At 34.4% G+C, this 19,323-nt stretch carries 20 protein-coding genes; 16 read left to right on the top strand and 4 right to left on the bottom strand.

All coding sequences use genetic code 11. The features are described 5' to 3' along the window. The first annotated feature begins 73 nt into the window (after positions 1 to 73). The 3 genes from H9L19_RS07935 to H9L19_RS07925 all read left to right on the top strand — a co-directional run bounded on the left by H9L19_RS07935 (position 74) and on the right by H9L19_RS07925 (position 2,094). Positions 74 to 1,213, top strand: a complete 1,140-nt coding sequence (locus H9L19_RS07935) for a DUF3114 domain-containing protein (protein ID WP_187529113.1) — start codon at positions 74 to 76, stop codon at positions 1,211 to 1,213. 64 nt (positions 1,214 to 1,277) lie between these two features. Continuing rightward, positions 1,278 to 1,745, top strand: a complete 468-nt coding sequence (locus tag H9L19_RS07930; protein ID WP_187529112.1) for an NAD(P)H-dependent oxidoreductase — start codon at positions 1,278 to 1,280, stop codon at positions 1,743 to 1,745. A gap of 106 nt (positions 1,746 to 1,851) precedes the next feature. After that, the gene (locus tag H9L19_RS07925; RefSeq protein WP_187529111.1) at positions 1,852 to 2,094 is read left to right on the top strand and encodes a GlsB/YeaQ/YmgE family stress response membrane protein; all 243 of its coding nucleotides are present in this window, start codon (positions 1,852 to 1,854) and stop codon (positions 2,092 to 2,094) included. Positions 2,095 to 2,343: 249 nt separating this feature from the next. Here H9L19_RS07925 and H9L19_RS07920 read toward each other — a convergent pair whose 3' ends face one another. Further along, positions 2,344 to 3,216 (bottom strand): helix-turn-helix domain-containing protein, encoded by an 873-nt coding sequence (locus H9L19_RS07920; RefSeq protein ID WP_187529110.1) that lies wholly within the window; start codon positions 3,214 to 3,216, stop codon positions 2,344 to 2,346. Positions 3,217 to 3,367: 151 nt separating this feature from the next. On the opposite strand from H9L19_RS07920, the gene H9L19_RS07915 reads away from it, so the two are divergent. From H9L19_RS07915 to H9L19_RS07865, 11 genes are all read left to right on the top strand, one after another. Next, entirely contained in the window at positions 3,368 to 3,538 is a 171-nt protein-coding gene (locus tag H9L19_RS07915; protein WP_243198175.1) for a type II toxin-antitoxin system RelB/DinJ family antitoxin, read from the top strand. A gap of 333 nt (positions 3,539 to 3,871) precedes the next feature. Then, on the top strand, positions 3,872 to 4,594 hold the full coding sequence (locus tag H9L19_RS07910; RefSeq protein WP_187529109.1) for an ABC transporter ATP-binding protein: 723 nt from the start codon (positions 3,872 to 3,874) through the stop codon (positions 4,592 to 4,594). Next, a complete protein-coding gene (locus tag H9L19_RS07905) occupies positions 4,594 to 5,682 on the top strand; it encodes an ABC transporter permease (RefSeq protein WP_187529108.1) in 1,089 nt (362 codons plus the stop codon). Before H9L19_RS07910 ends, H9L19_RS07905 begins: the two co-directional genes overlap by 1 nt. Before the next feature lie 27 nt (positions 5,683 to 5,709). Beyond that, positions 5,710 to 6,339, top strand: a complete 630-nt coding sequence (locus tag H9L19_RS07900; protein ID WP_187529107.1) for a TetR/AcrR family transcriptional regulator — start codon at positions 5,710 to 5,712, stop codon at positions 6,337 to 6,339. Between the two features lie 254 nt (positions 6,340 to 6,593). Then, positions 6,594 to 6,938 carry a hypothetical protein gene (locus H9L19_RS07895; protein WP_187529106.1) on the top strand — a complete coding sequence of 115 codons (345 nt, stop codon included), beginning with the start codon at positions 6,594 to 6,596 and terminating at the stop codon, positions 6,936 to 6,938. 308 nt (positions 6,939 to 7,246) lie between these two features. Further along, entirely contained in the window at positions 7,247 to 7,822 is a 576-nt protein-coding gene (locus tag H9L19_RS07890) for an NAD-dependent epimerase/dehydratase family protein (protein WP_187529105.1), read from the top strand. Next, positions 7,819 to 8,274 (top strand): RrF2 family transcriptional regulator, encoded by a 456-nt coding sequence (locus H9L19_RS07885; protein ID WP_187529104.1) that lies wholly within the window; start codon positions 7,819 to 7,821, stop codon positions 8,272 to 8,274. The genes H9L19_RS07890 and H9L19_RS07885 overlap by 4 nt, the downstream gene beginning before the upstream one ends. 239 nt (positions 8,275 to 8,513) lie before the next feature. Beyond that, a complete protein-coding gene (locus tag H9L19_RS07880) occupies positions 8,514 to 10,724 on the top strand; it encodes a hypothetical protein (RefSeq protein ID WP_243198174.1) in 2,211 nt (736 codons plus the stop codon). 179 nt (positions 10,725 to 10,903) lie between these two features. Beyond that, on the top strand, positions 10,904 to 11,773 hold the full coding sequence (locus H9L19_RS07875; RefSeq protein WP_187529103.1) for a helix-turn-helix transcriptional regulator: 870 nt from the start codon (positions 10,904 to 10,906) through the stop codon (positions 11,771 to 11,773). A gap of 14 nt (positions 11,774 to 11,787) precedes the next feature. Next, complete coding sequence (locus tag H9L19_RS07870; protein ID WP_187529102.1) at positions 11,788 to 13,122, top strand: glycoside-pentoside-hexuronide (GPH):cation symporter; 1,335 nt, start codon at positions 11,788 to 11,790, stop codon at positions 13,120 to 13,122. A gap of 402 nt (positions 13,123 to 13,524) precedes the next feature. Further along, a complete protein-coding gene (locus H9L19_RS07865) occupies positions 13,525 to 14,262 on the top strand; it encodes a class I SAM-dependent methyltransferase (protein ID WP_187529101.1) in 738 nt (245 codons plus the stop codon). Positions 14,263 to 14,440: 178 nt separating this feature from the next. On the opposite strand, the gene H9L19_RS07860 is transcribed toward H9L19_RS07865, so the two are convergent. Beyond that, positions 14,441 to 15,202: a (S)-acetoin forming diacetyl reductase gene (locus tag H9L19_RS07860; RefSeq protein ID WP_187529100.1), complete on the bottom strand. Its 762-nt coding sequence runs from the start codon at positions 15,200 to 15,202 to the stop codon at positions 14,441 to 14,443. 317 nt (positions 15,203 to 15,519) lie between these two features. Next, complete coding sequence (locus tag H9L19_RS07855; RefSeq protein ID WP_187529099.1) at positions 15,520 to 16,161, bottom strand: phosphoribosylglycinamide synthetase; 642 nt, start codon at positions 16,159 to 16,161, stop codon at positions 15,520 to 15,522. 672 nt (positions 16,162 to 16,833) lie between these two features. On the opposite strand from H9L19_RS07855, the gene H9L19_RS07850 reads away from it, so the two are divergent. Then, the gene (locus H9L19_RS07850) at positions 16,834 to 17,391 is read left to right on the top strand and encodes a Crp/Fnr family transcriptional regulator (RefSeq protein WP_205160211.1); all 558 of its coding nucleotides are present in this window, start codon (positions 16,834 to 16,836) and stop codon (positions 17,389 to 17,391) included. Positions 17,392 to 17,479: 88 nt separating this feature from the next. Beyond that, positions 17,480 to 18,067, top strand: coding sequence for an NAD(P)H-dependent oxidoreductase (locus tag H9L19_RS07845; RefSeq protein ID WP_187529098.1), 588 nt, complete (start codon positions 17,480 to 17,482; stop codon positions 18,065 to 18,067). 598 nt (positions 18,068 to 18,665) lie between these two features. Here H9L19_RS07845 and H9L19_RS07840 read toward each other — a convergent pair. Further along, positions 18,666 to 18,950 carry a hypothetical protein gene (locus tag H9L19_RS07840; protein WP_187529097.1) on the bottom strand — a complete coding sequence of 95 codons (285 nt, stop codon included), beginning with the start codon at positions 18,948 to 18,950 and terminating at the stop codon, positions 18,666 to 18,668. Between the last annotated feature and the right edge of the window lie 373 nt (positions 18,951 to 19,323).

The raw sequence follows: 19,323 nt of genomic DNA, 5'->3' as shown, positions 1-19,323 counted from the left end.
CACAACTAATTGGGCTAAGATTAATTTAATTGGTTATACTAGCAATATAAAATAAAAATAGGATGTATGAGATATGGTTCATCCAGATGAAGGCCAAGGCGTAAAAATAGATAATTCCTTAGCACAAATAATCGATTTACTTAGTAAAGAGCAGCGAACACGCATTTTGCTACAAGGTTATGCACTTAAATGGTTAAAGCAAGGATGGCATCTCGATTCAGTAAGGCGTTACTTCAAAGAATTACAATTTAGAAAGCTAAAGTCAATTGATGTGTTAATCCAGACACTTAATATTACTGATAGCGAGTTGTATCTTGTTGGATCGATCAATTTTATGCTTTTTTGGCAAAACTGGCCGCTACAAAACAAAAGCCAAACTGCACGCCAAAAAATCGAATTACTATGTCAGATAATTCGAGTGCCATTAGAATTAGCATCGGAAATGATTCCCACGCAAAACCTTTTACGTCGATTTTCTGCCACACTAGCACCACATCATTCATTTTGGCATGATTTGGCAAAAACAGTTCAACTTGCATATCCAGCGCCCAACACATTAAGTCAGGATAAATTGGGACAAAAATTGCATAATTTACGTTATGTAATATCTTTACAGCAAGCCGAATATGTTCGTCATAATTTTGCTTCACCAATGCGCAGCGATCGAGAAAAATTATTAATCTATTTAATTACCCAGCATATCAATTATTCAAGTGATGAATCAGATCGTTTGCATCAGAAAAAAGCGAATTTTGGATATGGTGAGTTTCCGGATGGCTATGCTAACGGTAACTACAAAATTGTCATTGATTTTCATAGTGAATTTATTTTAAATAGCTTCGGTCAATTTCAAAATGAATTAACTATGATGAATGATAATACTGTGAATGGAATTGTGAATGGTGCAAGCTTTAATTATGCAAATGCAAATGATATAACACATCAACGGTTGGATGTGTTAATTCAATCCGTTGATCCAAAATGGCGACGGGATTTACTTGAAATCAACCATTTTCGTGCACCACAGCTCAGTCAAAATCAGTTTTCATTTACCAGCCGAAAAAGTTTGTATCAAATCAATGGTCGCTCCTCAAGAGCAAACAGTCGGTACTTAAAAAGAAAATTTCAATGGTGCTTTACTTGGATGAAATGCCAGGAACGCCTACGCCAGATTTTTGAATATTTACGGTATATTATGGTATTAAATAAATAAAAAAGAATACGTTATAATTAGATGAGAACATTGAGATTGTAATTTATAAATAGGGAGAACAATAATGACAAATTTTCAAACGGTGGTATTGAATGCCAGTCAAAATCGTATAGGACATTCAACTGACTTTGCAAAACAAATACTTAGTGGTATCGAATTTTCGCAAATTAATTTGGTGGATTACCGGGTCTATCCACTTGGGCAAAGCTTTCAAGATGATCAGTTAGATGAAATTGTGATGCAATTTAAATCAATTAATAACCTAGTCATCACAACACCGGTGTACTGTTCAGATATGCCAGGTACTCTGAAAACATTTATTGATCGTACTGTTGATAAATACCGAGAGCAGTTTTCTCAAATTAAAGTCACATTATTAGTCCAAGGTAATAATCCAGCAGCTGTCATATCGCCGATTACTAATGTTGTTGCTAATTGGGCTGAACGGACAGGCATGCAATTTATTGGCGCCGTGATACCAGAAACGACTGAGCAATTACAAATAAAAATTAAAAGTGAATTACGCCAATAGGAACAAACGTTAAGTACGTTGTGCGTTACGTTGAAAACGTTTACATATCATGGTAATATGATAGATAATAAATGATAATTGCTAACATATGAATGGAGGTATTATTATGTTATGGTCAATTCTTGTTGGTGCACTGATTGGAGTAATTGCTGGTGCACTTACTAATCGGGGTGAATCAATGGGCTGGATTAGTAATATTTTAGCCGGCTTAATAGGTTCTACTCTTGGTCAGTGGCTTTTAGGTAGCTGGGGCCCCAGCCTCGCAGGCATGGCGATTGTGCCGTCAATCATTGGGGCAGTCATCTTGGTGTTGATTGTGTCAGCGATATTTGGCGTAAAATCTAAGTAGAATTTAGTGAATGTGGTGTCTTTGTGAACATCACGGATGAAAACAGTTGAAACGTGCTAATTTGGTAATTAGTGCGTTTTTTATTTGATGTAATTTGTATGATAATAAACGAAAGCGGAATTTAATAATGAAAACACTTTCATGATATCTGTAATATCAATATGTTACTATGTATATACATCCACCGGCACACTGTGATCGGTGGTTTGTCCATTTTCTGAGGTATTCAGGTTGATACCGCAAATGGTTTTAGACAATTCTGTCTAACATTGCACCGTAGAATGCGGATAAATCGGAATAGTCTAAACTTGCAAGTAGATCGACGGCTCGACGTGCTTTTTTATGACCCGCTGTTTTTTGACCTGATTTGATTTGTAATATGCCACGTAAATAGACGACAAGAATTTTATAAACCGCACCTTCATAGTAGTCAATCAAATCCGATAGTTGATTCAAATAAGATTCTGCACGCGTTAATTCATTTCTTTTAATCAATTCAACAATCATATGAATGAATAGGGAACTAAAAACACTTCTTCCACGATCATAAGACTGATAAAGCGTAAATGATTTCTGTGCTTGAGAAAAAAATTGATCTTGTAAAACAGGTTCAAAAAGCGACAGCGTATTTGCAAGAATTTTTATCTCCTCAAGTGTCCATGTTTGAGCTGTAAATAAAAAACTCTGAATTAATAACAAATCGTCTGGATTAATAATCCTTGCCGGTTGAATAAGCTTTGAATCTGATAACGTTGCGTTAATGATTTTGATTCGAGCTTTAACCAAAGCACTTCGAACTAGACCAATGGGTGTCTGTTGCGTTTGTAGGACAGCTAATAAATGTGACAATTGCTTTATATCATATGAGCGACCAAATTTTTCATGTTCATACCATAAATCTGTCTCTAATGATGAATTTGTATCTCGATAAAGAAAGAAAAATTCATCTAGGTTCATATTAAGCCGTTGGATAATTTTTTCAAATAAATTGATAGTTATATTATGTTTACCTTGCTCAAAACCGATAGCGTAGGATTTAGAGATGATACCTGTATACAAATCCTTTTGACTTAGTCCCTTACCAATTCTAATTGATCTAATTGTTTTTCCATAACGATTCATATAACGACCTCGATTTCTTATGCGTAGGAAACTACGGGCAATTCTGATTCATAGACTCATTGGTCTTATTTATCGTACTAAATCTTTAATTAACGATATTGTATGTAAAATCTATTATACACGTGTGTGAAAAATATTTATTAGGGGAATCATGATGGACCAGAAATTAATTCAATTCAGAATGGATAGCGATGTTGCTGAAAAGGCAAACGACATATTAAAAACACAAGGGCTGAACGTCCAGTTAGCAACAAAAATTTTTTTAACGGATATCGCAAATACTGGAAATAGTCCATTTTCGCATCTTTTTGATGCAAAATAACGATGCATTTGAAGTGTAAAGATTGATTTCGTATTGCCTATTAGTCGCATCTATCCTGATTATCGACCGATAAACTTAGTAAATGTCATAATAAGTAACAATCAAGTTATGTATCAGGGGGAGAGTAACTTGAGACATTTGTTAGATGTCAAAGTGAGCGCTCAAACAATCAACTTTTGAATGAGTCTACTTTAAGATAAGATGACAATTTTATATATTTAGCCATGACAAAAGTCATGGCTTTTATTTTTTTTCAAATTACTGGCCATGTAACAAATAACATGCTACAATTTAGTGAGTAATTACTCACTCACTAAAAAGACGGGTTTGATAATGACAAAACAAATGATTGAATTAACGAATATTCATAAACATTATAGTGATCAAATTATTCTTGATAATGTTTCATTTCACCTGAATTCAGGTGAAATTGTAGGCCTCATTGGTCCAAGTGGATCAGGTAAATCCACGATCATCAATATTGCACTTGGGATGATTAAAGCCGACGAGGGACATGCGACTGTCATGGCAGAATTGATGCCAAATCGAAAAGTATTGGCTGATTTAGGCTATATGGCACAGTCAGATGCACTTTATGAAACCCTGTCTGCTCGCGAGAATCTCAACTTCTTTGCAGATATGAAGGGTATTTCACGTGGTAATCGTCAAGCGGAAGTCACACGAGTAGCAAAGGTCGTTAATCTAATACCATATTTGGATCGAATGGTGAGCCAGTTTTCTGGCGGTATGAAACGTCGATTGTCACTTGCAATTGCCTTACTGGGTGACCCACAAATATTGATTCTTGACGAACCGACTGTGGGAATCGATCCGGCGCTTCGACGTCAAATTTGGTCGGAACTACAATCGATGCGGGATAAAGGACACGCCATACTAGTGACAACTCACGTCATGGATGAAGCAGAATTGACAGATCGTGTTGCACTGCTACTAGACGGGCGCCTTATTGCAAATGATGCGCCACAGCATCTGGAAACACAATATCAAGTTAATTCCATCGAAGAAGTATTCTTAAAAGTAGAGGAGACAAACTGATGAGATTTTTATCAATAACAATTCGCGTCCTTAAAGAACTTTTGCGGGACAAACGGACACTAGCGTTAATGTTTTTAGCACCTTTACTTGTACTGACTTTGATGAAAGTTGTTTTTAATACTAATTCACAGGTTAATGTCCAAATCGGTGCCGTTAATGTTGAACAAACATTGATTCATCAATTGAATTCGGGGAAAGGCGTACATGTAAAAAAATATTCTGACCAATCAAATGCAAAGAAAGCGATCAATCAAGAAAAAATTGATGCGTATATGGTCAATAATAAGAAAAAATTTACGGTGACATACGCTAACATTGATCCGTCAAAAACTGCTACCATTAAGAATGTTCTAAAATCCGCTATGATTATGAATCAGATGAATAACTTACAAGCGCAATTACCTGCAGGTCAGAAGAATAATAATTCAGCTAATGTTTCGCAGACAAAGGTTTTTAAGAATATCTATTTATATGGCAATGCCAAGACAACATACTTTGATAAAATACTACCAATTTTAATGGGCTTCTTTGTCTTCCTGTTTGTTTTTCTTATTTCTGGGATGGCGCTTCTAAAAGAACGTACAACTGGCACATTGACCAGACTCTTAGCGACACCTGTTAAACGCTCAGAAATTGTCTTAGGTTATCTGTTAAGCTACGGAATTTTAGCTATTTTACAGACACTCGTCATTGTCACATTCACAATCTTTATTTTAAATGTCGAAGTAGCTGGGGCATTAGGCCTAGTTATGTTAATTAATATTCTGTTAGCTCTGGTTGCATTGTCATTTGGTATCCTAATGTCAACGTTTGCTAAATCGGAATTTCAGATGATGCAATTCATTCCCATCATCGTCGTGCCCCAGATTTTCTTTTCAGGCCTGATTTCATTAGATGGCATGGCAAATTGGTTGCAGTGGTTTGCCAATATTTTGCCAATGAAATATGCTGGTGATGCTTTAAACCAAGTAATTATGACCGGACAGGGATTGACCAACATTTGGTTTGATTTGTTAATTCTGCTAATATTTATAGTAGGCTTAACTTTTATTAATATTGTGGGCCTAAAGCGGTATCGCCGCGTATAGATTATTATATTTTAGATTGGGGCGTATATGTCAGAAAAAATTTTAGATGATTATTCTAAGTGGATGGTTGATGATAAAATGCCCGCTGGCAAGCAGAAAGTATTATTAGCGGCAATCAAGTTATTTGCTAAATATGGGTATGATGGTACGTCTACAGCTAGTATTGCTCAAGAGTCCGGGATGAGCGAGGCAACCATCTTCAAATATTTCAAAACTAAGCGATTGTTATTAGATGCCGTTCTTGATCCATTAATTAATCAATTGATTCCTATGTATGCAGATAATTTTATTAACCATCAATTACCATTAAATGGATCGTTCGCTCAAACAATTAATGAAGCAATCCGCAATCGTCTGGCCTTTGTTTATACCAATCGTCATATACTAAAAATTTTAGTCAGCGAATTGATGGTCAATGATGTATTACTTGGGCAATTAAAGACTAAACTCGCACCAATTGTTGATAACATGCTAAATATAGCCGAACAACTAGGGGCACATAGTGACTTAGATACAATCGATATTTTGAGATTAATGACTGGTCAACTTGTGTTTGAGTTTATTCGGATGACAAGACTCGCACCAACTGAAGCATACGATATTAATACGACAGCTGACAAAATTGCACAAAGTGTTCTGCGCAGTTTGTCGGATTAAGTAAGGCTTTGTATATAATCAATACACTATTGACTTTAAAACAGGGCGGAATTATACTACCCATATCAATTAAATATCGCAATATCAAGAGCTGGCGAGTGGTTACACACTTTGACCCAGCAGCAACCTACCGATTCGGCAAGGTGCTCCACTGTAAACGGATATACGTATCGAGTTAAACCGCGTTCGTATTTCCGAATGCGGTTTTTAATTGGTAAAATTCTGTCCACGTGACGTTAAACGGGAGTTTTGCCATGAACACAAAGGAACTAAACCAACAATTACGAGGTATGATGCTAGCACAATTTGGCGTTGATCGCGTTCTCACAGTTACTGATTTGAGTAATGATGATTTGCATGCAATGCGACAATATACAACTGATGAAATCCTAATCGAACAGATTGATTTGTACATTGTTAAAAATGACTATGTAGAATTAATTAATAGTATCGATACGTATCAACATATTAACCATATCAATGGTATGGGCGTCATGCAGGAACGTTCAAAAAAACGGCATATTATTGAAAGATTTGCAAAAGAAGGCACGGCGGATCAACAAAAAATTGCAAAGAATGCGCTGAAAAATATTAAATAAATGGTATTCATTACTATGACTGTAGCTAGGATTCGTTATGTCGGATTTTTTGATTGAGTCAAATTCTTTTTAAGACAATTGAACAAAAATAATATTTCGTATTAAATAAAACCTTTAAGTGGATTAGAAAAGCAAATTTAAAAGGATTCTGCCAACTTATGACAAAATAATGTTGAGATTCCATTTATGCTTAATAATATATTGATTTGGCAATTAACATACTTAGATATACTTGAATTTGACATTCGTTATCCGTGGAATTATAATTTCTATGGATAGCATTATTTAAAATAAGGAAGTAATTAAATATGACAAATGTCGTTCTATTAGGTGGTACTGGCTATATTGGACGTGAAATAACACGAGCATGGTTAAAGCGTGATCCGCAGGTTAGTTTCTTTATCATTTCTCGAAACAACGTAAACAATTTCAACAACCGTCAAATTCAAGTCATTCAAGCAGATTTGAGTAATACAGCGCAGATGATTGGACAGTTACCAAAAAAAGTTGATTATATTATTGATTTGATTGGGCGACCCGAAAAAAATAAAAAAGAATTAATTGATATTAATGTCAAGCCAGCTCAGATGATGTTGCAACTAGCCAGACATTATCAGGTATCTGCAATGGGTATAATTGGTGGTAAATTAGGCCCTAAATCATTCACTGACATTAAGTCTGAAATCATTGAGATGCTGCAAGCATCAGAAATACGTTTAAGTGTTGTAGAGCCAACGATTGTCTATGGCGGTGGTCGAAAAGATAATATCACTAAAATGGTGCCAATTCTCAAATTCATGAGCAAATTTTCAAAAAAATTTAAACCAATTAAGGTGTCAGTTTTAGCTAACCAATTAATAGATGACTTGGTGAGATTGCCATGAAATTACCAAAAGATTTTGAAATCAGCATATTTGTTTTAATCGTTTTGGCGACGCAAATAAATCATACGAGCATTAAAAGTACTCGATTAAGCGAACTTTTGCTCATATCTGACTCTTCATTAAAAAAAACGTTACGCAAATTGGTCGTGGCAAAGCTCATCGAGTCAAATGCATCAAAAGACGGTGGTTATACACTATTGAAACGTGCAGATGAAATAGCCCTCGCTGATATTCTACTTGCAATTGAAGATACCCCAGTTATTCAATTTACCCCATCAAATCTAGCAAATAAGGTCTTTCAGAACCAAAACCACATCAATGAGAGCAAAAAATTCATTTCACAAGTATTATTATCTGCAGAAAAAAATTATATCCAAACTTTAGGTAACGTATTCTTATCAGAATTATTGGAAGCGGATGCCTTTCAAGCTGGTAAAGTTGAGTGGCACTAATGGCTTAATACAACACTAGACTCATGTAAATAATAAGAGGTCATTGTGGACTACACAATGGCCTTTTTGTAGCACATAAACGACTAGTCACAGAAGCGGTTTAGGTGTTAAGCAAATATTAAACGCAGGATACGAATAAATTACTTTGTGTTAATTTGAATAACTTTTGTTTGTCATTACCAATGTAAGCGCTATCAAAATAATGCTAGAATATATTTCATAGTCATCAATATGGAGGTATGACAGTGATTGAAAATGATAAGATACAATTAGAAGTTGCTAAAGCAGGGTACATTAAATCATTAATCATGAAAGAAGACCAATATCATATGAATTGGGTCATTGACAATCAATATCTGAAACAAAATGATTACAATGATTCAAATAAATTATTCGGCCAGTTTAAGTTGACGATTGATGGAAATACGTTTGAAAGTTATCAAATGGGCCCTCAAATTTTGCAAAACAATCAAAATATCAGTGTGATTTACACGATTGAAAAACTTGTAAAAGTTGAATTCGATTATTTTTTGGATCAAGAAGGGCAGTTAGTGTGGACCATTAAGCTAATCAATCTGACAAGCAGTGCCTTGACTGTCAATTATTTTGGCGTGTGGATTTCGTTTGCTTATATCATGTTCCGTGACAAAAATGTTGCACGTAATATGCATCAATCAACAGCTGTTTTCCCATCGATTTCAACTAACTTTACAAAACTTAATCTTGTCAGACGTGATAATGCTGGAATGAGTTTGGGACTATATCAAATCAAAGGTGAAACAAAATCTATTGGTACTTATTGTGATTATGACAATAAATTTTTCGAGAATGTATCGCCTTCCTTAGACGGCATGTTATTTCATCAATTGATATTGGCAGGTGGTTATGATGAAAATAATAATCCGAACGACTGGATATATAGCCAAAGTGATATCACCCTTGGTCCTGATGAATGTCAAGTATGGCAGTATGTTATGAATGTTAATGATAATACTAATGAATTTTACAAGAACGCAAAAGCTGCACATCACCCAGTCATTGTGTTTGATCCGTTGAGTATAATCGGCCAGGAAATTCATATCAAAATTGATAGTGCCGAGCGTCGGGTAATTACCGTTAAAAGTATTTCTGGTAGAAACGGTCAAACAAAAAGACTGCTCAATCAAAATTTGGTCAAAAAAGGCACTGACAATTTTGAGTTGACATTTGTCTCAGATCAGTTAGGCGAGCATAAAATCGAATTTACTTTTGACGATGGTACTTCAGACTTTATTGTATTGAATGTAATGCCACCATTGGATCAACTACTTGAAACTAGGGTTGATTATCTATCAACTCATTCTTATTTAGGGCCAGATGGTGAAGTACCATATGCGTTTACGCCAGTTTCCAATCAAGGGGAGTCATTAGGAAAATTAAATTTAATTCTTAAAAAGAATTTATTAGGTCAATTAAATATACAACAAGTCCAACAAGTCGAAGCAAGTGCTGTTCACTATGTTAAACAGAAATGGTTTCAAGATGGTGATTTAAGAACACCTGCATTCCTATATGGTAGCTTTTACCGATGTATGGATTTTGAGTATATTGGACACCTTTTCTATCTTTTGTCAGAATTTGATGAAGACGTATTACAAATCAATCAACCTAATACGTATTTAAAATGGGCAGCAGACGTTTTTGAATTGCGTGTTGATCCCGACTTACATGAAACAGACAGAGGTAAAGAAGAAGCGCAAATGCTAGGTGTGTACTTTTTATATATTGATTCACTTTTAAATAAATTAAAGGCGCACCATTTAACCGATGAATATCATAAGATAAATGAACTTTGGACAAAAACAACGCGAAGAATTGCTAGTCAAAGTAAAACATATAACGCTGCAATTACCGAGCATTTCTATGACAATGCTGGATTTGGCCCAACTGCTGGCGCAATGAGTTCAGCTAAACAAAAAGAAAGCGCTGAATTGTATGGCGAATTATTGCTAGCAAACATCGGTATTTCGAATGACTTTAGAGCACAAAATCCGGATCGCTGGTGGGAAGCATTAAGCTATATGATTCATTCGTTATGGGGTGGAATTACGTCAGCCTCGGCGTATAAGGTCTTTGAGTTGAATAATAACATTGAATATTTAAAAGCAAGCTATCGCTCACTACCAGGTATTTTGTATTGTTATGACAATAACGCAACCGCAACGACACCCATTTCGACTGGAATGGCCGCTTCGACATATTCAGTTGCTGGCCCACATATAAATCGGCCAGATTTGTCTCGTGCGCGATTTGGACAAGCTACCTTCCACCAAGATGGTGGCATATTCAAAAGACTCTTTACTGGAAATGAGAAAACATCTGATTGGGATATGGGGAAGAACTTGTTGCATATCTTGACGGCATCGGTCAAAAAACTTTTGTTATTTATGAAGATAATGACCTTCAGGTGATTAATGGAACTTATTCTTATCAGAATAATCAAATTATTATAACTAGCTTTACGCCATACCAAGCAGAAGTTTATTTAATAAAATCATCGATGCTAAAGAAAATTGGAATCACAGATAATAATCATCAAATTAAAATTAATGAAGATGAGCTGAAATAGGTTGTTCATTTGGAGGGCTTTATGGAACAAAAAATCATTTCGATTGCTTTACCGCCGTTCCCAAACTTTATCGAAGGGAATCTAACCTCTTTTCAAGCTGGACAGATGCATCCTGATCGAAACAAATTAGGGTACTTTGATTTAATTTTTGTAAAAAAAGGACAATTGTTCATATCTGAAGCTGGATTAAATTACACAATCAAGCAAAACGAGATGTTCATTCTATTACCTGATCAACATCATTACTCATGGCAGGCGTGTGAAGAAAAAACTGAATTTTTTTGGATTCATATTTATACAACTGCCCAGTGGGAAGAAAGTAATCGGCCTAAACACTTTACTTCGATGCTACCAATTCCTGATTTACATTTCCATCAGAGAAACTACACGCTACATTTACCAAAACAGGCTGAAATTCTCGACCAAGAATTGATTTTCGAATTATTACTGCAAATTCAAAGTAGTACTGAAAAAACAGACGTAGATGCAATTTGGCATACTGAAGAATTATTTTTGAAATTCTTAAAATATATAGAAAATGAAGGCTTTACAAAAGATCGTGTTACAATTTTGGCCGAAAAAATCCATTTATATTTAGAAAAAAATATTTGTCGGCATTTAACTAATCAAGATATTTCGAGTCATTTTCATTTGCATATCAATTATTTAGCCCGTGTTTCAAGACAAATTTATGGAAAAACACCATTAGAAGTGCTAGATGATTTAAGAATTGAAGTCGCTAAAGAGTATTTAGTAAAAAGTAATGTATTGTTAAAAAGCATTTCAACTATTGTTGGGTATGAATCATATATTTCGTTTTCAAATCATTTTAAAAAAGTTACGGGATTATCACCTCGCGATTTTAGAGAACATTATCGTGAGAAAGTTTAAAGGAGCGGAAAAAAATGAATCAATCAAAATTGCGTTTAAAAAACATATTGGCATATGCCAGCACAGATACTGCTGGGAATCTATTGTACTGCACATTGACTAGCTTTATATTATATTTTTATACTGATGTTTTTGGTATTTCGGTTGGAATGGCAGGTATGATCTTATTGGTTGCGCGAATCATTGATTCGTTTGATGCACCTATCTGGGGTTTGATTATTGATCATACGCATTCTAAATATGGTAAAAGTCGTCCGTGGTTCCTATGGCTGGCGGTTCCATTTGGTATTTTTTTAGCTCTATCATTTATCACTCCTGACATCAGTACTAGCAGTAAGGTCATATATGCATTAATTACCTATTTAATTACAGGTATCATATACACTGGTATTTCAACACCGATTACGTCAATTTTACCCAACTTAAGTAATGATTCAGACGAACGAATCAAACTCAATTCATATCGAATGATAGGTGGAAATATTGGCTACTTCGTCACAGCATCATTCACTTTACCATTAGTGGCATATTTTGGTGGTGGTAATGATCAAAAGGGGTTTATGATTACTGCAATTGCGTATTCAATCATTGGTACATTCATGTTTTTGTTCGCTTTTGCAAATATGAAAGAAAATAATATCGAAACAAAGGAAACTAAAAGTATCCCCGTTAAAGATAGTTTTAAAGCCATGCGTGGTAATTGGCCATGGGTCATCATTGTGCTAGCTAATATTATGTATTGGCTAGGTAATACAGTGCGAACGTCAACCGTCATTTATTATGCAGAGTATAATTTAGGTCATTTAAACTATGCGTCAATTTTAAATGGCTTGGTACTTGTTCAAGTGCTTGGTGTTGCCTTAATTCCATTTTTAGTCAAAAAACTGTCAAAAAGCAATACATTAATTCTTGGGTTCGGGATAGCTGCGACTGGCCAACTATTAATGGGCGTAGTAGGGAATAATTTTGCCTTAATTGTTACGACCTGGATTCTAACATCACTTGGAACAGGGATTGCAGTTTCAATGCCGTTTGCCATGTTGTCAGATACGGTCGATTATGGTGAATGGAAAACAGGTATCCGTTCAGCTGGATTCTTAACAGCGATTGGAAGTGCATTTTGCATCAAGATGGGCTCTGGGTTAGGTGGTTTTTTACCATCAATGATTATGGACAAGACAGGTTATGTTGCCAATCATATACAGACAGAAATGGCTTTAGTCGGCATTAAAGTATCCTTTATTATTGTTCCAGCCGTCTGTTTCTTGATTGGTGCTTTGATTATGTTAGCGTATCGTAAATATGAAAAACAAGAAAAGTTAGTTAAATCAGATTTATTAAATCGATAATATTTGAAAGGATTCAACAGTTCATTTTGAATCCTTTTTTGTGATGTACAAATAATCTTTATTTATGAAAAAGAAAGATTAATCATCACCTTGTTTTCCGCTAGTTTCAGCCAGAGCTGCTTTTTATGCCTACATTCTCATCTGTTTCAGAACAAATAGAATAGACAGCGTTTTTCAATTAGAAAACATGCGTATAAACTCAATTTCGAGTGCTTATCAAATTAAATTGTTAAAGATATACATATAAAATATGAATAAAAATTTTATATTAGCCCTATCGAATACCAATTATTATAGAATAAGAATGAAGTTATATTGGTATTAGTTAAATTATGAATGTTGAGTTAAATTATTAAAATTTATAATAAATTGTTATGCAGCAATGAAAAGGAGAGTATTAGTTTGAAAAAATTAAGAGAGAGTGGATTAGATGCGCCATTAGTTCCAACGCTATATATATTGACAGGTCTAATTGTCCTATCATTTGTTGCGATGTTCCATCAATATAATGGGTATCTTTGGACAATTCTTTATGGTGTTCTAATGATCATAGGAGGCATCATTTTTATCAATACGTCGATTATCGGCAAAAAGAAAATATGGGCATCTATCATTGAAGAAGAATTACCTGAATCGGCATATCATGTGTTGGATTTGGGAACTGGCCACGCAAATGTTTTATTACAACTCGCTCATAAGTTATCACGAATAAAAAAATCAATGGGAATTGATATATGGCATAGTGCAGATCAAAGTGATAATAGTGCTGAAAATACTCTTAAAATCGTTCAAGCAAGTGGCTTATCCGAACAAATCACCATTAAAACAGCAGATATGTGTGAGCTTTCAATTTCAGATGAGTCATACAATTTAGTCGTATCTAGTCTAGCATTTCACAATATCAAGCCAAGTTCAAATCGAAAAAATGCATTGTTAGAAGCCCTTCGTGTCTTGGAAGCAGGTGGGAAAATCATTATTGTTGATACAGGGCATAATAAGCGAGAATACATGAATATTCTACGCACAGCAGGAATGGAAAACATCAAGTCAAAAACATATGGAATTAATGGCTGGTGGACTGGACCGTGGATGCCAACTTATTCAGTTATTGCTTCGAAAAAAATCAATACCACAAAATAAACTCAATGTTGGTAGCCTATGTTTAAAGGTTTTCACAATGTATATGATTTAAATTCTGGAGTCACTAGCAATTAAAAAATATAATAATAGCTTTAAAATATTTTCTAAATAAACTAAAACAACCGGAGGCTTGATTACTACTAATCTCCGGTTGTTTTTAAATTAATTCATTTTAAAACTAGTGGAATTGCATACCACCGTCAACGATTATGGTCTGTCCAGTAATATAATCTGAATCTGATCCTGCAAGGAATGAGACAACATTAGCAACATCAGAAGGTTCTGATAGACGCTTTAATGCGATATCCTTTGCAAATTGTTGCATACCCCAATCGTCATCTTTTCCAGCATTCTGTCCAACTTCATGGGCAATATCAAACATCATTGGTGTTTTAACAATTCCAGGTGCGTACGCATTGACCGTAATATTTTCAGAGGCCAAATCACGTGCAGTGACTTGCGTGATTCCACGAACTGCAAATTTTGTTCCTGAGTAAAGTGCTAATTCGGGATTACCAACAACACCTGCTTGTGATGTCGCATTGATAATCTTTCCGCCGTGACCTAGTTTTTTAAACGCCTCATGTGCGGCCTGTGTTCCCCAAAGTACGCCACCAACATTAACGCCATAAACTTGTTTGAATTGTTCCTCAGTAATTGTGTCAATCGGTGTTGTAGGACCCAATCCGGCATTATTAACTAGGACGTTCAGGTCACCTAACTTTTCAACGGTTTCATGAACAACTCGGAACATATCATCACGCTTTGAAACGTCAGCTTGAAGTGCAATCGCATTTGGCCCCAAATCTGCTGCAGCGACTTGAGCCACATCAATTTTATAGTCAACCAACGCGACTTTAAAATCATCTTCATACAAACGTTGTGCAATCGCCAAGCCAATTCCTTGGGCTGCACCGGTAACAATCGCAACTTTTGCCATAAATATATCCTCCCTCGATATATATAAAATATGCAACTTGTAAACATATACAATTGTACGCGTCTTTAATTAATTATGCGAATGACTTTTAAGTAATCAAAACATAATGGTTTACATTTCATTTGAAATCAACATCAGTTATTTATCAATAGAGGAGAATTGAAAAATGATAAGCTTTAGAAATTTTGTTTTTTATAACTTTTGCATCTTTATAAGTCATGTTGACAGCCTTCAAAGTAGCAACGTATGTTAATGATTGTATACGAAAAAAGTTTGATGTATTTACAATCATCAAACTTTTCATGCAATATATAACGCTATTCAAAATTCACGGTAACGGATAAATCTTTTGCCGTTGAGGTAAACAGAGTAGTGTAGTAGTCTCGGGCTGATTCCTGAATCATTGTCGTATAGGTTTTTAGGTAATGTGCTTGTTTATCATTCGAAAGTGCTTGAGATACAAGTCGACCTGTATCAACATTTTTGGTTGTGGCACTTAGAATATTGCCACGGCTATCATACAACTGATAAGGATTTTTGGCGTCCAAATCAACCCCAATGACATCAAATTTTGGAACCATAATGGCTAACTTTTTATTTTGCTCATCATAGTTGATTGTCACTGGTTTTTTAATGCCTAATTTGGCATCATAGTTGAGAATAATGATTGCTTTCTTCTCTGTTAATGGTACACCAATTTTAGTCCAAGGTATTTTGAGATTGTTTTGCCTTGTTTCAATATCCTGGATACCAACATTTAAAAAGACATGTTGATCAACCTTTTCTAAATTTTTAACCATCGTCGCTGTTGATGATTGGCTAGTCTGAAAACCAGAATTTTTGCCATTGAGAAACGTATTCACCGTGAATCCAATGATTAACCCAAGCAATAAAAATATAATAGTCAGTACTGCTGAGCGATATCTTTTTGGTTTATTAATGTTTTGTCTCGATTTCATGTTCTAAGTCCATTTCGTATTCGTTTTTATGTTGTAAGCTAAATTTCGTACAAATAAGTAATAGGGAGGTAAAAGATTATCTATGCCATGTGTTCTAAAATATAAAAATACGCTGGCCAAAATATCAGTGGTTGCTATCAACTCACAATCATTCTATCGGCAATCAACATGACAAATCAACAGTTGATACATTTATATTTAATCCATTTTAATTTCATACGCTATATATAAGTATACAGGGTGTACAAGTCGATTTGTGCTTTTTTTAAAACCGATGTCCCCTGGATAACTATCGAAATCAGTGTAAGATAGTTTAAAGCAGTATATATCATTTAGAATGGTGAAACCTATTACGACTAGACTTGTTTTACATAATCTATCCAGATATAGTTTGTGAAAAGATGTAGTAACTGTGCCGAGTAAAAATCAAGAAAATATTCTAATAAGGGACGTGAAAAAATACAATAGGACCGGTCTATATAACAGGTATTATTGTATTTTATTTTTTTGATTCGTTTATTTAATTTTCCCGGAAACAATACAATGAACATATCATTGGTTTAGGCGCACAAGCAATACCACTTTTTTATACACAGATATCAGATTGGTTAAAATTGGGTTAGTATTAATAAACAACAATTAAACAATATATAACTAGGAGCATTTGATAACATGGTACAACTCAATAATGATAAATTAAATGAATTATTTGATATTGCGAATAATCATAATATGATTTCAACAAAGAATATTATATCAAAAGAAATATTATTATCTGAAGGAGATATATCAAATTCAATATATTTTGTCGACTCTGGTTTGCTAAGACTCTGGAATAATAATGACGGGGTAGACATCACTCTTCAATTTTTCTTTCCAGGCGATGTCGTCTCTTCATTCGAAAGTTTTTATTTCCAAAAGCCTAGTAAATTTAGTCTTGACGCCGTTGAAAATTCAACCATATATTTCATTTCACACAATGACTTTACTACGCTTCTAGATAGATATCCCGACCTATATGAAAATCTTTTCCTCGCGATAAGTCGTCGTTTTATTGACTATACAAATTATTTCTTTTCTCGCATTAAAAATAACCCTGAGCAAAGATTTATAGAACTATCGGAACAAAATCCATTGATTTTCAAACAAGTGCCACATTACTATATAGCGTCTTATTTGGGTATTACACCAGTATCATTGTCTCGAATAAGAAACCGCCTAAATAAGTAATATTAAAATTAACAAATGTTAATGAAGTTGGATTCATATGAATATATACTAAGTTTTGTTTATTCATTTCAGAACGGAGAAATATCACATGAAAACAGTAATAGTTTATAATCATCCATATGAAAAGAGCTTCAATCATGCCATATTAGAAGCAACCATGCGTGGACTAAAGCACAGTGAAAATGAAATTGATTTAATTAATCTCGATGAAGATAAATTTAACCCAGTTATGGAAAAAGAGGATCTTCTTGGTTTTGTAAGGCATTCAGCTGTCGATGACCAAGCAGTTGATTATATTAATCGATTGCAAAATGCAGATAATTTAGTGTTTATTTTCCCTATTTGGTGGGAATTAATGCCAGCAATGATGAAAGGATTCATAGATAAAGTAATTTTTCCAGGTGGGACATTTGATTATACAAAATCTGGTTATGGCATGATCTCTAAACTGAGCAGATTAAAGAAAACAACTGTTATCACTACAATGAATACCCCAAAAGCACTTTATAGGATGATATTCAGTAATGCCATTCAACGTTCCTTAATTAGGGGAACACTTAAAAAAAGTGGTATGAAAAATATCACTTGGCTCAGTTTTAATATGATTAAATCGAGTTCGATTAAAAGAAGGACATCTTGGTTAGTGAAAGTCGAAAAACACTTCAAAAACATATAAATTTTTGCTGCTTTTCTATAGTGCTATAGTGCCTCACAAGAGCAAAGTTTAGTATAAGATAAGAACTGATACATTTAATGACAATAGCAAGAGCTTAGAGTATTTGTGGGTTAGTAATATTTCACAAAACAGCCCCGAATAAATTCTTTATCTGAGGCTTTTAATTAAGTATAAACAAATCTTTAACATTAATTTGACAAAGACCAATGATTTCTCGACAGCTTAGTTTACATAATATATATTATCAAGAGCTTTAACTTTTGAAGTCTTTAAATAATTTTCCAACCCTGAGTTCTATTTTTATATCTTTTTTAATTTCTTCGCGATGTTCCTGTTATCGTAATCTTATTTAGCATATGGTCCTTTTATCTTGCTTTATATAAAATCATGTAGCTAACCTAAAGTTTTATTAACTGATCTAAGCATAACGTATTTAGGCTAAACATCATAACATGATTTGCTGTAGCAGCTTCCCTTGCAGAATAGCTAAGTGAACCACCACGGCCAGCCACACCAAATGCTGAATCAACATAGCCTAAGCACAATCCCGGCGCACCATATACATAGAGGTTTGGTGAAACTAATTGTGTCCCACTAGCTACCGTTTGTTGAGTAGCAGGTGTAGCGGAGCAGTAGCTTGTGTTTGAGGCTTTACAGCAACAGAACTCGCAACTACTGACGATTCAACTTCACTTGATATTGAACTTTCAGATGAAGATGAACTTGATGAAGAACTTTCTTTTTTAACAGCCTTTTTCATAGACTTCTTAACCTTATGAGAAGCTGATTTAGCAGTGTCTACACTATTTGAATGTTGTGCAACAGCAACGCTAGTACCAGTAACGCCTAACACAACAACAGCAACTAGTGATCCAATTACCACCTTTTTTATTTTTAATACTATTTAAATTCATAATACATACCTTTACATTCTTTATGCTTACATATTATCAGAAAAAAACAATTATTGAAATGTCTGCTGGTGAACTGCGCTCATCTCGTGGCTTGCAATCACACTTAATTGAACAATTTGAAAATATCCCCGATATATATTCAATATATCGGGGATATTTATTACCTTATTCTAAAATTAAATTCATCAATAATATCCATCGATATTTTGATTGGACTGGTAGCTGCCATTTTTTTGGTAAATAATTCTCGATCTCCAATAATATAAAACTCCTTACCTACAACACTTCACATTACTTGTTTTGTGAATCAAACGATAAACTCCACGATTTAAATATTAAGCA

It is taken from the genome of Weissella diestrammenae, assembly GCF_014397255.1.
Lineage (GTDB): Bacteria > Bacillota > Bacilli > Lactobacillales > Lactobacillaceae > Weissella > Weissella diestrammenae.
This window is presented reverse-complemented; position numbering and strand designations above follow the sequence as displayed.